The organism is Paenarthrobacter sp. AT5, assembly GCF_032764245.1.
Lineage (GTDB): Bacteria > Actinomycetota > Actinomycetes > Actinomycetales > Micrococcaceae > Arthrobacter > Arthrobacter ureafaciens.
The window spans coordinates 125,178-139,188 of sequence record NZ_CP136441.1 but is presented as its reverse complement, the minus strand read 5'-3'; the positions used below and the strand labels follow the sequence as shown (position 1 = coordinate 139,188).

Annotated in this window: 7 protein-coding genes, 3 rRNA genes and 1 pseudogene; 7 read left to right on the top strand and 4 right to left on the bottom strand. The window is 60.1% G+C overall.

Annotation, left to right across the window (positions count from 1 at the left end; translation table 11 throughout):
- Window positions 1–125: 125 nt before the first annotated feature.
- The 7 genes and pseudogenes from RI444_RS00675 to RI444_RS00645 all read left to right on the top strand — a co-directional run bounded on the left by RI444_RS00675 (window position 126) and on the right by RI444_RS00645 (window position 5,933).
- Complete coding sequence (locus RI444_RS00675) at window positions 126–1,499, top strand: MFS transporter (RefSeq protein WP_207605264.1); 1,374 nt, start codon at window positions 126–128, stop codon at window positions 1,497–1,499.
- A gap of 29 nt (window positions 1,500–1,528) precedes the next feature.
- Window positions 1,529–1,960 carry a cupin domain-containing protein gene (locus RI444_RS00670; protein WP_021474816.1) on the top strand — a complete coding sequence of 144 codons (432 nt, stop codon included), beginning with the start codon at window positions 1,529–1,531 and terminating at the stop codon, window positions 1,958–1,960.
- Between the two features lie 8 nt (window positions 1,961–1,968).
- Complete coding sequence (locus RI444_RS00665; RefSeq protein ID WP_069695444.1) at window positions 1,969–2,826, top strand: aldo/keto reductase; 858 nt, start codon at window positions 1,969–1,971, stop codon at window positions 2,824–2,826.
- 90 nt (window positions 2,827–2,916) lie between these two features.
- Window positions 2,917–3,240 (top strand): carboxymuconolactone decarboxylase family protein, encoded by a 324-nt coding sequence (locus RI444_RS00660; protein ID WP_128397145.1) that lies wholly within the window; start codon window positions 2,917–2,919, stop codon window positions 3,238–3,240.
- Between the two features lie 434 nt (window positions 3,241–3,674).
- Window positions 3,675–3,914 (top strand): annotated as a pseudogene (locus RI444_RS00655) (IS110 family transposase); the annotation flags it as partial.
- A gap of 99 nt (window positions 3,915–4,013) precedes the next feature.
- Entirely contained in the window at window positions 4,014–5,261 is a 1,248-nt protein-coding gene (locus tag RI444_RS00650) for an IS256 family transposase (RefSeq protein ID WP_192551635.1), read from the top strand.
- A 45-nt stretch (window positions 5,262–5,306) separates the two neighbouring features.
- The gene (locus RI444_RS00645) at window positions 5,307–5,933 is read left to right on the top strand and encodes a transposase (RefSeq protein ID WP_242703178.1); all 627 of its coding nucleotides are present in this window, start codon (window positions 5,307–5,309) and stop codon (window positions 5,931–5,933) included.
- A gap of 188 nt (window positions 5,934–6,121) precedes the next feature.
- Here the strand turns inward: RI444_RS00645 and rrf are convergent.
- From rrf to RI444_RS00625, 4 genes are all read right to left on the bottom strand, one after another.
- Window positions 6,122–6,238, bottom strand: a 5S ribosomal RNA gene (rrf, locus tag RI444_RS00640).
- Window positions 6,239–6,378: 140 nt separating this feature from the next.
- A 23S ribosomal RNA gene (locus tag RI444_RS00635) occupies window positions 6,379–9,539 on the bottom strand.
- 558 nt (window positions 9,540–10,097) lie between these two features.
- Window positions 10,098–11,626: ribosomal RNA gene (locus RI444_RS00630) — 16S ribosomal RNA — on the bottom strand.
- The 16S, 23S and 5S rRNA genes sit together here, the layout of an rRNA operon.
- Before the next feature lie 821 nt (window positions 11,627–12,447).
- The gene (locus RI444_RS00625) at window positions 12,448–13,926 is read right to left on the bottom strand and encodes a DHA2 family efflux MFS transporter permease subunit (protein ID WP_062094552.1); all 1,479 of its coding nucleotides are present in this window, start codon (window positions 13,924–13,926) and stop codon (window positions 12,448–12,450) included.
- Between the last annotated feature and the right edge of the window lie 85 nt (window positions 13,927–14,011).

Below are 14,011 nucleotides of genomic sequence, written 5' to 3'. Positions count from 1 at the left end.
CTAGGCTACGGCGGGGCGTGATGGTCTAACAGGAACTGCCAGTACACCGCACAACAGACACTCCCGCGCGAATGAGGGGGCTGGTTTTCTTGAATCAGACCGTCCCCCCTCATCGAAAGGACACCATGTCCGTGTCTACCGACAACCGCCCGGCAGTGGATGCCCGGCCCAGGGCCTCCCTGGCCGTGGCGATGCTCGGGTTCTTCGTTGTCGCCCTAGATGCCCAAATCGTCAACGTCGCACTGCCCGCGATTCGCAACGACCTCGGCGGGGGCCTGTCAGGTCTGCAATGGGTCGTGACCGGTTACACCCTGATGTTTTCCGCCCTCCAACTGTTCGCCGGAACATTCTCTGACAGGGCCGGCGCGCGACGCGCCTACGTGATAGGCATGATCGTCTTCGTGGTTGCTTCCGCTGCCTGCGCGTCAAGCCCTTCGCTCCCGGTACTTGTCGGAGCCCGCATTCTGCAGGGCATTGGCGGGGCGATGATCACCCCGGCGTCCCTGGCCCTGATCCGGGAAGCACACCACGACGCCGCAGCCCGCGGCCGCGCCATCGTGTACTGGGGGCTGGGCGGTTCCGTGGCCGCTGCAGCAGGTCCGGTACTGGGCGGGACACTCACGCAGCTCGACTGGCGGCTGATCTTCTTCGTAAACCTGCCCGTCGGAGCCGTCGCCCTGGGAGTCCTCTCGCGCGTCGCAGTATCGCCCCGCCGGCCGGCACCCTTCGACTGGGCCGGACAGATCAGTGCCGTCGTCGGGCTCGCAGCCGTGACCTATGGCATCATCGAAGGCGCCGAGTCCGGGTATGGAAGTACTGCCATTGTTCTCATGTTCGCCCTCGCCGTCGTGTCCCTTGCCGTTTTCGTCATCGCGCAGACCCGGGGGCAGCATCCGATGATTCCGCTGGACCTGTTCCGCCCCCGCGCCGTGTCCACCGCACTGATCATCGCGGTGGTCACGATGGCCGGTTTCTACGGACTCGTGTTCGTTCAAAGCCTCTACTTCCAGCAGGAACGCGGGGCGTCCGCCCTGGAAACCGGGCTGCTGTTCCTCCCGATGACGGCCCTTGTCGCCATCCTGAACCCTTGGGTTGGCCGTCTCATGACCAGGTACGGGCATGTGGCCATGATCGCCGCCGGCCAAGTGATCATGGCCGCAGGCCTGATCGGACTGTGCCTGCTGCCAGCGGACGCTCCGGTGCTGCTGGTAGCAGCGCTCATGGTCCCGGTCGGGGTCGGCGGGTCCTTCACCGTCCCGTCCATCATTTCCCAGGTCATGGACAACTTCCCTGCCGAACGGGCCGGCACCGCCAGCGGAGTGGCCAACACCGCCCGGCAAGTTGGCGGCTCCCTCGGCGTGGCCATCTTCGGCGCGGTACTCGCCAGCGGCGGGTTCATCACCGGGTTGCGCGCCAGCCTCGGCGCAACCGCGGTGGTCCTCATCGTCCTCGTCACGGCATCCCTGGCATTGCAGCGGCGGCGGCACACAACCGCCTAACAGACCCAACCAGAAGGAAAGGAACAGGCATGCGCCTCGCAGTTCCCGGACCCACGACCAAGGGCCCGGCCGAAAAGTTCACCGGCAACGTATACCTCAACCCACTGCACTCAGCTGCGAGCCCCTCCCGGCTAGGGTTCGCGATGGTCCAGTTCGCCCCCGGCGCCCGGACCCACTGGCACTCCCACCCGCTGGGCCAAACACTGCACTGCACCGGCGGAACAGGACTCGTGACCACCAGGGACGGCAAAGTCATCCTCATGCGCGCCGGAGACACCGTGCATACCCCTCCCGGAGAAGAACACTGGCACGGCGCGACTTCGGAATCCCTGATGTGCCACTTGGCCCTGGTCGAACACGACGACGGCCATACGGCAACGTGGCTCGAACCCGTCAGTGACCAGGACTACCAAGCCGCACACTCCAAAACCCACCCACAACCCACAGCAGAACAACGCTAAGGAAAACCATGAAAAACGTCACCCTCAACAACGGCGTCGAAATGCCGATCCTCGGCTTCGGTGTCTTCCAGATCCCCGAAGAAGAAACCCAGGCCGCCGTCGAAGCAGCCCTCGCCACCGGCTACCGGCACCTCGACACCGCCGCGTCCTACGGCAACGAAGAAGCCGTCGGCGCCGCGATCAAAGCCAGCGGCATCAACCGCGACGAACTGTTCATCACCACCAAGCTCTGGATCCAGCACGCCCCGACCGGCAACGTCTACAACGACACCAAGGAGTCCTTCCAGAACTCCCTGAACCGGCTCGGACTGGACTACCTCGACCTCTACCTGATCCACCAGCCGCTCGGTGACTATTACAGCGAATGGCGCGCCATGCAGGACCTGAACAGGGAAGGCCTTTCCCGGGCCATCGGCGTCTCAAATTTCCACCCGGACCGACTTGTGGACCTCATCGGCCACAATGAGATCGTCCCGGCCGTGAACCAGATCGAAACCCACCCGTTCCACCAGCGTGCCTCCGACCAGGAACTCATGCGCGAACGCGGCGTGCAGATCGAATCCTGGGGGCCGTTCGCCGAAGGCAGGAACAACCTGTTTACCGACCCGGTCCTTAGCGTCATCGCCGACGAACAGGACAAGTCCGTCGCCCAGGTCGTGCTCCGTTGGCTCATCCAGCGCGACGTCGTCGTGATCCCCAAGTCAGTCCGGCCCGAGCGCATGGCCCAGAACCTTGACGTCTTCGACTTCACCCTCACCGAAGAGCAGATGAATCAAATCGCGACACTGGACACCGGCGCCAGCCTCTTCTTCGACCACCGCGACCCCGCCATGGTCAGCTGGCTTGGCAACCGCCGCTACAGCTGAGCACCGCAGGAACCACAGCCTCGGCGCCCGCCCCGTGAGCGGCCTGGGCAACGCAACACTGCACAACAACTCCCTTAGGAAGGACAACCCATGACCGCCCCGCAACAGACCAGGGCCCAACAACTCATCGGCGACTTCGCCCCCAAGCTCGTCGAACTGACAGACGACGTTCTCTTCGGCGACATCTGGGAACGGGCAGAACTCTCCCCCCGCGACCGCAGCCTCGTAACGGTGGCCAGCTTGGTCACCAACAGCAGCACTGACCAGCTCCGTGGACACCTCGCCCGCGCACGAGCCAACGGCTTGACCGAGGCTGAACTCAAAGAAGCGATCGTCCACCTGGCTTTTTACGCCGGATGGCCAAAAGCCATGTCAGCAATCACGGTTGCCAGGGAAGTTTTCGCAGGACCCTGACTGGAGGGTAGCCCGTCCGGGTGGTTAAACGATGAAAGCCCCGTCTGTTGGCGGGGCTTTCGTGGTGTTTTGGTGGCTCTTCGTGGTTGGTGGGGATTGAGTTCGGTCGTTGAAGACAAAGGGGCCCGTGGCCCTGTTGGGATGAGTGTGTCTAAGCATTCAACCTGGAACAGGACCACGAGCCTAATGGGAGTGTACCGGCTGGCTCTATCGGGACAGACTGGTATCCGAGCCGCTGGTAGGTGAGCACTATACGAGCCTGGACGCTTTCCGCAAGAGTCCTATATCAAGATCGTGCCCCTACCGGTGAGCGAGGAGGGCGAAAGCGCTGGTGGGATGTCGTGCCGGTCGAGCACTGATCCATTAGGTCGCAGCTGGTTCCTTCTCCAAGGCGGCTCGGGGACAGTGGGACGCCATTGAAAGGATAGGTGCGCATGCTATTCGTCGGTGATGACTGGGCCGAGGACCACCATGATGTTGCTCTAATCAATGAAGAAGGCCGGCTGCTGGTCCGCCGCCGGCTACCAGAAGGTGTGCAGGGAATCGAAGCTCTGCATGGACTGATCGCCGATCATCTGGACGAGCAGGATGGGTGCGACCAGGTAGTGGTGGGCATTGAAACGGACCGGGGTCCGTGGGTTGCTGCACTGCTAGCGGCCAATTACACCGTCTTTGGAGGGTGTTTCATTGAGTGTGTAAGGGTCCGGTCTCTAACTAGGGTGTGACCTGCGGTTTCACCCCTGAAAGGACGGGCCCTCTTGGCCGAAATCAGTATGACCACTAACCCCCTTGAAGGCGTTTTGAGCGCCGATCAGATCGACGCGCTCGTCACGGCTGCGGAGGACCTCGGAGAGGGCCGCAACGGTGTTGAGGAACTCCTTGCCCGGATGACCCGCGCGGTCCTGGAACGGGCCCTGGAAACGGAGATGAGCGACCACCTCGGCTACGAGTCCGGGGACCCCGCAGGGCAGGGCACGGGCAACTCCCGCAACGGCAAGACAACCAAGAGCGTTCAGACCCTCCAGGGGCCTGTGCAGGTCACAGTGCCACGGGACCGGAACAGCTCCTTCGAACCGGTCATCGTGCCCAAGCGGGCCCGCCGGTTGGGCAAGGTCGAGGACATGATCCTGTCACTCTACGCCCGCGGGATGAGCACCCGGGATATCGGTTCCCACCTCGATGAAATCTACGGGACCAAGGTCTCCGCCGCGACGATTTCGAGGGTGACGGACGTGATTGCCGATGAGGTCGCCCAGTGGCAGAACCGGCCGCTGGAGTCCGTGTATCCGATCGTCTACATCGACGCGATCTGGCTGAAAATCCGGGACGGCGGCGTGGTGGTGAACAAGGCCTGCCACGTGGCCGTGGGCGTTGACGTGGAGGGCCGCAAGCAGGTCCTGGGCCTGTGGCTGGGCACCAGCGAAGGGGCGAAGTTCTGGGCCAACGTGCTCACCGAAATCCGCAACCGCGGAGCCGCCGACATCCTGATCCTGTGCTGTGACGGGCTCACCGGGCTGCCGGCAGCGGTGAACAGCATCTACCCCCAGACCGTCGTGCAGACCTGCGTCGTGCACCTGCTGCGCTCGGCCATGAAATACGCCTCCTACGGCGCCCGCAAAGCCATGGCCCGGGACATGCGCCCGATCTACACCGCACCGACCGTGCAGGCGGCCGAACTGGCAATGGAGGCCTTCGCGGAAACCTGGCAGGCCACGGCTCCCGGGGCGGTGCTGGCCTGGCGGAACGCCTGGGAAGACTTCACCCCGTTCCTGGCCTTCACCCCGGAGATCCGCAAAGCCATCTACACCACGAACCAGATCGAATCGATCAACTACCAGCTGCGGAAGATCACCAAAACGCGGGGCTCATTTCCTTCCGACGAGGCCGCGATCAAGCTGGTCTACCTCGGGATCAGAAACATCGAAACGACCCGCGGCGGTGAACTCGGAACCGGCACCCAAGGCTGGCACCAGGCACTGAACGCTTTCGCCGTTCAATTCCCCAACCGACTTCCGATCTGACCACCCGGCAGACCGGACAACCGACCGGTCCCTTACACAGAAAACTTGACACCCCCCCTGGCCGTGCAGGTCGTCGCGATAGACCCCTCCGCGGCGTTCCGCAAAGCGTTGAGGATGTGGCTGCCCCGCACCGCTGTCGCAGTCGATCACTTCCATTTGACCTCGCTGGCCAACCAGGCGATGACCGAGACCCGGCAGAACCTCTCCCAACAGGTCAAGGGCCGCCGCGGCCGGGCCATCGACAAGGCCTGGGCCCACCGCATGCTGCTACTGCGCGGCGGGGACACCCTCAGCTGCAGGGCCGCCCGCCGACTCGAAGAAGTGTTCGCCGTCGACGATCCGAGTGGCGCCCTCCAGGCCGTCTGGCAGGTCAAAGAACAGCTCCGGGTTCTGCTCCGCACCGGCTCCCTGGAAGACGCCGCGGCAGCGAAAACAAAGCTCGAAGAACTCGTGAAGGCAGCAGCCAGACCGGAGTCGAACAGGCTCTACCGCACTGTCTGCAGGTGGTGGAATGAGATCGAGGTGCTCATCATCACCGGCGCCACCACCGGCAAGGTCGAAGCCAACAACACCGCGATAAAAAACATCAAGCGCACCGCCCGCGGCTACCGCAACGCCGCCAACTACAAATCGGTTATTCTCTTGAGAAGTGCCGTCCGGACGGCGGCATGACGCTAATTCCAGGAATTCATTTCCCCATGAAGCGCGAAGAGCCCCCAAAAGTCACGCACTAAGGAAATGAGCCAAGTCAGGTTAAACGTTGAAAGCCCCGTCTGTTGGCGGGGCTTTCGTGGTGTTTTGGTGGTTGATGTGGGAGACCCCCCGACCCGTGTGGGTTGGGGGGTCTCGACCTAATGGTTGTCCGGCGGTGTCCTACTCTCCCACACCCTCCCGGGTGCAGTACCATCGGCGCTGTGGGTCTTAGCTTCCGGGTTCGGAATGGGACCGGGCGTTTCCCCCACGCTATGACCGCCGTAACCTTGTTACCCGTCCCCCTGTGTGGGGGTGGGAAGTGTGTGTGGTTACAACTGTGGTGCTTGTTTAGTTGTGTTGTTGTGTTGTTGTTCCCGGGTTGTTGGTTGGGAACCACATAGTGGACGCGTGCAGTGTGTTGTGTGTGGTGTAAGTTGTTGGCCTATTAGTACCGGTCAGCTTCACGAGTCTTTAGTCCTCGCTTCCACATCCGGCCTATCAACCCAGTGGTCTGGCTGGGGGCCTCTCACACATAATGTGTTTGGAAATCTCATCTTGAAGCGAGCTTCCCGCTTAGATGCTTTCAGCGGTTATCCCATCCGAACGTAGCTAATCAGCGGTGCACTTGGCAGTACAACTGACACACCAGAGGTTCGTCCGTCCCGGTCCTCTCGTACTAAGGACAGCCCTTCTCAAATTTCCTGCGCGCGCAGCGGATAGGGACCGAACTGTCTCACGACGTTCTAAACCCAGCTCGCGTACCGCTTTAATGGGCGAACAGCCCAACCCTTGGGACCTACTCCAGCCCCAGGATGCGACGAGCCGACATCGAGGTGCCAAACCATGCCGTCGATATGGACTCTTGGGCAAGATCAGCCTGTTATCCCCGAGGTACCTTTTATCCGTTGAGCGACGGCCATTCCACAATGTACCGCCGGATCACTAGTCCCGACTTTCGTCCCTGCTTGAGATGTCTCTCTCACAGTCAAGCTCCCTTGTGCACTTACACTCGACACCTGATTGCCAACCAGGCTGAGGGAACCTTTGGGCGCCTCCGTTACTTTTTAGGAGGCAACCGCCCCAGTTAAACTACCCATCAGGCACTGTCCCTGACCCGGATCACGGGCCGAAGTTAGATGTCCAAAGTGACCAGAGTGGTATTTCAACGATGACTCCACCCGAACTGGCGTCCGGGTTTCAACGTCTCCCACCTATCCTACACAAGCCACTCCGAACACCAATACCAAACTATAGTAAAGGTCTCGGGGTCTTTCCGTCCTGCTGCGCGTAACGAGCATCTTTACTCGTACTGCAATTTCGCCGAGTTTATGGTTGAGACAGCGGGGAAGTCGTTACTCCATTCGTGCAGGTCGGAACTTACCCGACAAGGAATTTCGCTACCTTAGGATGGTTATAGTTACCACCGCCGTTTACTGGGGCTTAAATTCCCAGCTTCGCCCGCAAGGGGCTAACCGGTCCTCTTAACCTTCCAGCACCGGGCAGGAGTCAGTCCGTATACATCGTCTTGCGACTTCGCACGGACCTGTGTTTTTAGTAAACAGTCGCTTCCCCCTGGTCTCTGCGGCCCACACCCGCTCCACAAAGCAAGTCTGTATCACGGGGCAGGCCCCCCTTCTCCCGAAGTTACGGGGGCATTTTGCCGAGTTCCTTAACCATAATTCTCTCGATCGCCTTGGTATTCTCTACCTGATCACCTGTGTCGGTTTGGGGTACGGGCGGCTAAAACCTCGCGTCGATGCTTTTCTAGGCAGCATAGGATCACCGGATCCCCCCATGCGGGGGTCCCATCAGATCTCAGGATCGTGCTCGAAACACACAGGAACGGATTTGCCTATCCCTGACCCTACATCCTTGGACCGGGGCTACCATCGCCCGGCCCGGCTACCTTCCTGCGTCACACCTGTTAATACGCTTGCCTCCCGGGATCAGGTCCCAGCACCAGCCCAACCATCACACCACAAGTGGCGCAACAAGAAAGACCGGCGGTGGTTAGTATCCCCCGTTCAACATGGGCGGTTTTTCGCCGGTACGGGAATATCAACCCGTTGTCCATCGACTACGCCTGTCGGCCTCGCCTTAGGTCCCGACTTACCCAGGGCAGATTAGCTTGACCCTGGAACCCTTGATCATTCGGCGGACGGGTTTCTCACCCGTCTTTCGCTACTCATGCCTGCATTCTCACTCGTGTAGGCTCCACCGCTGGTTTACACCGCGACTTCACCGCCCACACGACGCTCCCCTACCCATCCACACCCCTGAACCACGAAGGCTAGGGTAATGCGTGAATGCCACAACTTCGGCGGTGTACTTGAGCCCCGCTACATTGTCGGCGCGGAATCACTTGACCAGTGAGCTATTACGCACTCTTTCAAGGATGGCTGCTTCTAAGCCAACCTCCTGGTTGTCTAAGCAACTCCACATCCTTTCCCACTTAGCACACGCTTAGGGGCCTTAGTTGGTGGTCTGGGCTGTTTCCCTCTCGACTATGAAGCTTATCCCCCACAGTCTCACTGCTGCGCTCTGACTTACCGGCATTCGGAGTTTGGCTGACGTCAGTAACCTTGTAGGGCCCATCGGCCATCCAGTAGCTCTACCTCCGGCAAGAAACACGCAACGCTGCACCTAAATGCATTTCGGGGAGAACCAGCTATCACGGAGTTTGATTGGCCTTTCACCCCTACCCACAGCTCATCCCCTCCATTTTCAACTGAAGTGGGTTCGGTCCTCCACGACGTCTTACCGTCGCTTCAACCTGGCCATGGGTAGATCACTCCGCTTCGGGTCTAGATCACGCCACTGAACACGCCCTGTTCAGACTCGCTTTCGCTACGGCTTCCCCACACGGGTTAACCTCGCGACGTAACACTAACTCGCAGGCTCATTCTTCAAAAGGCACGCCATCACACCCATACAACCCCGAAGGGCTGCAGATGCTCTGACGGATTGTAAGCACACGGTTTCAGGTACTGTTTCACTCCCCTCCCGGGGTACTTTTCACCTTTCCCTCACGGTACTGGTCCGCTATCGGTCATTAGGAAGTATTTAGGCTTATCAGGTGGTCCTGACAGATTCACACGGGATTTCTCGGGCCCCGTGCTACTTGGGATCCTCTCCAAAGGCGGTGCCACACATTACGGTTACGGGACTCACACCCTCTCTGGCCGGCCTTTCAAGACCGTTCACCTATACGCACACCCACACCCCACCGGTCCGGCAGAACCAGCACGGAAAGTCCCACAACCCCGCCCACGCAACGCCCGCCGGCTATCACACATGGAACGGTTTAGCCTCATCCGCGTTCGCTCGCCACTACTAACGGAATCACTCTTGTTTTCTCTTCCTGCGGGTACTGAGATGTTTCACTTCCCCGCGTTCCCCCCACGCACCCTATGAATTCAGGCACGGGTCACACAATCACCTTGCAGCGTTGTGCGGGGTTTCCCCATTCGGACATCCTGGGATCACCGCTCGGTTATCAACTCCCCCAGGCTTATCGCAGATTCCTACGTCCTTCTTCGGCTCCTAATGCCAAGGCATCCACCGTGCGCCCTTAAAAACTTGACCACACAAAACCACAACCCAAACAGGCTGCGGCTGATGCACTCAATCAATTCGAGAGAACCACGACCACAAAAGGGCCAGGTTCATTCATCAAAGAAATTGCTAGAACACACAACCCACACCCCCAAAAGAGTGCAGGACCATGTGTCCAGATGCTCGCGTCCACTATGTAGTTCTCAAACAACAACCCCGTCAACCACACCCACCCCACACAAACACGAGGGGGTGCCGGCCGCAGGAACAACAAGAAACACCAAGGATTCCCTGCATTGCTGCAAAAAGGCCCTGTTGCCTCAGGACCCAACAGTGCGCCAAACACAACCCGGCAACCAACACCCCGGACCGCTTTCCCAACAACCCCCCACACACAAAAGTGCGAAAAGAGGGCCGCCGTACTCACGCCAGGACACCACCACCAACAGGCCATGCCAAAAAACTTGATTTGCTGATATTCCACCCATGAGCACCCACCGCAGAACAGACGCCTGCGCAATGGGCAACACTGACAACCCCGGAACCCGCCCATGCAGGCAGACCCGGACGCCGTTAGCAGCTCCTTAGAAAGGAGGTGATCCAGCCGCACCTTCCGGTACGGCTACCTTGTTACGACTTAGTCCCAATCGCCGGTCCCACCTTCGACGGCTCCCCCCACAAGGGTTAGGCCACCGGCTTCGGGTGTTACCAACTTTCGTGACTTGACGGGCGGTGTGTACAAGGCCCGGGAACGTATTCACCGCAGCGTTGCTGATCTGCGATTACTAGCGACTCCGACTTCATGGGGTCGAGTTGCAGACCCCAATCCGAACTGAGACCGGCTTTTTGGGATTAGCTCCACCTCACAGTATCGCAACCCTTTGTACCGGCCATTGTAGCATGCGTGAAGCCCAAGACATAAGGGGCATGATGATTTGACGTCGTCCCCACCTTCCTCCGAGTTGACCCCGGCAGTCTCCTATGAGTCCCCGGCCGAACCGCTGGCAACATAGAACGAGGGTTGCGCTCGTTGCGGGACTTAACCCAACATCTCACGACACGAGCTGACGACAACCATGCACCACCTGTAAACCGGCCGCAAGCGGGGCACCTGTTTCCAGGTCTTTCCGGTCCATGTCAAGCCTTGGTAAGGTTCTTCGCGTTGCATCGAATTAATCCGCATGCTCCGCCGCTTGTGCGGGCCCCCGTCAATTCCTTTGAGTTTTAGCCTTGCGGCCGTACTCCCCAGGCGGGGCACTTAATGCGTTAGCTACGGCGCGGAAAACGTGGAATGTCCCCCACACCTAGTGCCCAACGTTTACGGCATGGACTACCAGGGTATCTAATCCTGTTCGCTCCCCATGCTTTCGCTCCTCAGCGTCAGTTACAGCCCAGAGACCTGCCTTCGCCATCGGTGTTCCTCCTGATATCTGCGCATTTCACCGCTACACCAGGAATTCCAGTCTCCCCTACTGCACTCTAGTCTGCCCGTACCCACTGCAGAACCGGAGTTGAGCCCCGGTCTTTCACAGCAGACGCGACAAACCGCCTACGAGCTCTTTACGCCCAATAATTCCGGATAACGCTTGCGCCCTACGTATTACCGCGGCTGCTGGCACGTAGTTAGCCGGCGCTTCTTCTGCAAGTACCGTCACCCCCAAAGAGGGCTTCTTCCCTACTGAAAGAGGTTTACAACCCGAAGGCCGTCATCCCTCACGCGGCGTCGCTGCATCAGGCTTTCGCCCATTGTGCAATATTCCCCACTGCTGCCTCCCGTAGGAGTCTGGGCCGTGTCTCAGTCCCAGTGTGGCCGGTCACCCTCTCAGGCCGGCTACCCGTCGTCGCCTTGGTAGGCCATTACCCCACCAACAAGCTGATAGGCCGCGAGTCCATCCAAAACCACAAAAAGCTTTCCACCCCCCACCATGCGATGAGGAGTCATATCCGGTATTAGACCCAGTTTCCCAGGCTTATCCCAGAGTCAAGGGCAGGTTACTCACGTGTTACTCACCCGTTCGCCACTAATCCCCGGCGCAAGCACCGGATCATCGTTCGACTTGCATGTGTTAAGCACGCCGCCAGCGTTCATCCTGAGCCAGGATCAAACTCTCCGTTCAAAAACAAAAAACGAAACACAACCACCCCCACCGGAAATCACGGCAAGAAGCAGCTGCAAATCTGAAACCAGCTGAAAACCAAACCACCACACACGGGGGTGCGCAATGGCCCGGCAAAAATTCAACCAATCAAAAAACAATCGGTATCAACAAACTTGGCACACTATTGAGTTCTCAAACAACAGGTCACTAATCCAAAGCAGTACCACCACCAACCACAACGGCCAGCAGATCGCTCCGGAGCAACTTTTCAAACTTACCCGAACCAGCCACACAAAGCAAACCAGCCCGGAACCCCCCACCAGCACCAACAGCGCACCAAAGCACCACCGGAAACCGGCCATTTGAAAGGGAGAAAGTCACCGTCAAACCCGCATCAGCGGCGGCAACTCGAATAACTTTACACACCCCCAACCCCCGAAACAAATTCACAAGCCGTGAAGCCCGTCACACGAGAAAGTCCCTCGAATTGTGAAATCAATGCAGCTTGGACCGCAATTGGAAAAACCGGGAACTGCACGTGGGAGCCCCAGCAGGAATTCCAGACTTTCGCACGCTGGCAAGAGTCGACGGGAAGTGATAGAGCAACGCCGGGAAACCAACGGGAAGTGATAGAGCAACGCCGGAAAGGGGGCGGGATGTGGCAGAGCAACCCCGGGAAACCAACGGGAAGTGATAGAGCAACCTCGGGAAACCAACGGGATGTGGCAGAGCAACGCCGGGAAGGGGGCGGGAGGTGATAGAGGAACGGGAGGGGCATGCGGAAGGCCGGCAACCTTGTCGGCTGCCGGCCTTCGCGGGACTTGATAGAAGGTCCTTGGTCAGTGGCCTCCGTGGGCTGCCGAGCCTTCGGTCCGGCGCATCATGGCACCCAGCACAACTGCGGCCAGGGCGATGACGGTGGCTACCAGGAATGCCGACTGCATACCGGCAACCAGTCCGGACGATGCAGACACCACGGCAAAGACGGACACCAGCAGCGCGGTTCCCGCAGCGCCTGATACCTGCTGCGCCGTGCTCATGATGGCCGACCCGTGGGAGTACAGGTGCGGCGGCAGCGGGTTCAGGCCCGTTGTGAACGCCGGGGTGAAGAGCAGCGCGAGGCCAAGGCTCAGCAGCACATGCAATGCGATGACCCAACCGAGCGCACTTGCCTCGTCCAGGCGGGAGAACTGCCACAGTGTCAGGACCATCAGGATGGAGCCGGACAGCGTGAGCGGCAGCGGGCCGACTTTGTCGAAGATCCGGCCAATGACGGGACCCAGCAGCCCCATGGCCAGCCCGCCCGGAAGCAGGGCCAAACCGGTTTGCATCGGTTCCAGGTGCAGGGTGTTCTGCAGGTAGAGCGGCAGCAGGATCACGCCGCCGAACAGTGCCATCATCGCCACGACCATGAGCAGCGTGGACACAGTGAACATCCGGAAGTTGAACGCACGGAGGTCCAGCAGCGGTGAATCGGAGCGCTGGAGCCGCAGTTGGCGGAACACGAACAGTGCCAGGGCGAGTACGCCCACAACCAATGCGATCACAGGGACGATTCCCGCCTCGGCGCCACCGATCTGGCTCAGGCCGTAAACCAAGCCACCGAAGGCAGGCACTGTCAGGATCACCGATGCGACATCCAGGGTGGTCTTGCCCCGCTCCCCTACGTTGGTGAGGAACTTGGCGCCGATCGCGAGGGCAGCCAACGCGACAGGCAACACGAACACGAACATGAAGCGCCACGAGAAGTGGTCAAGGATGATGCCGGAAACCGTGGGCCCCATGGCCGGGGCCACCGAGATGGCGATGCTGACGTTGCCCATCACGGCACCGCGACGGGACATCGGTACGAGCGTGAGGATGGTGGTCATCAGCAGCGGCAGCATGATGGCCGTACCGCCGGCCTGGACAATGCGCGCCAGCAACAGCACCGTGAACCCGGGAGCCAGCGCGGCCAAAAGCGTCCCGCCGCTGAACAGGCCCATTGCGAGCATGAAGGAAGCGCGGGTGCTCAACTTCTGCAGGATGAACCCGGTGGTCGGGATTACCACGGCCATTGTCAGCATGAAGCCGGTGGCCAGCCACTGAACGGTGGGTGCATTGACGTTGAGGTCGATCATGAGCCGTTGCAGGGCAACGTTCATGATGGTCTCGTTGAGGATCACCACGAACGTGGCAACCAGCAAAGTGACAATGACGGTGACCGACTCGCGGGACATCTTGCCGGACACCGGCGCCTGCGGCCTCACCGGCTCCTTGGAAGCGAGAGCGCCGGAAACAGATTCGCCGGAGGCGCCGGGCGTGACGTCGGTAGACATGAGGATCCCTCAGGTAGGAATGTGGATTCCGGCGATCGTTGCCGGTGAAGACAGCAACAGTCTAAACTCCTCCAGCATTCCCGTC

What these genes read in the sequence shown, in the direction of transcription:
- RI444_RS00625 (WP_062094552.1), bottom strand. Translation starts at nt 13,926, where the DNA reads ATGTCTACCGACGTCACGCCCGGCGCCTCCGGCGAATCTGTTTCCGGC.
- RI444_RS00650 (WP_192551635.1), top strand. Translation starts at nt 4,014, where the DNA reads ATGACCACTAACCCCCTTGAAGGCGTTTTGAGCGCCGATCAGATCGAC.
- RI444_RS00660 (WP_128397145.1), top strand. Translation starts at nt 2,917, where the DNA reads ATGACCGCCCCGCAACAGACCAGGGCCCAACAACTCATCGGCGACTTC.
- RI444_RS00665 (WP_069695444.1), top strand. Translation starts at nt 1,969, where the DNA reads ATGAAAAACGTCACCCTCAACAACGGCGTCGAAATGCCGATCCTCGGC.
- RI444_RS00670 (WP_021474816.1), top strand. Translation starts at nt 1,529, where the DNA reads ATGCGCCTCGCAGTTCCCGGACCCACGACCAAGGGCCCGGCCGAAAAG.
- RI444_RS00675 (WP_207605264.1), top strand. Translation starts at nt 126, where the DNA reads ATGTCCGTGTCTACCGACAACCGCCCGGCAGTGGATGCCCGGCCCAGG.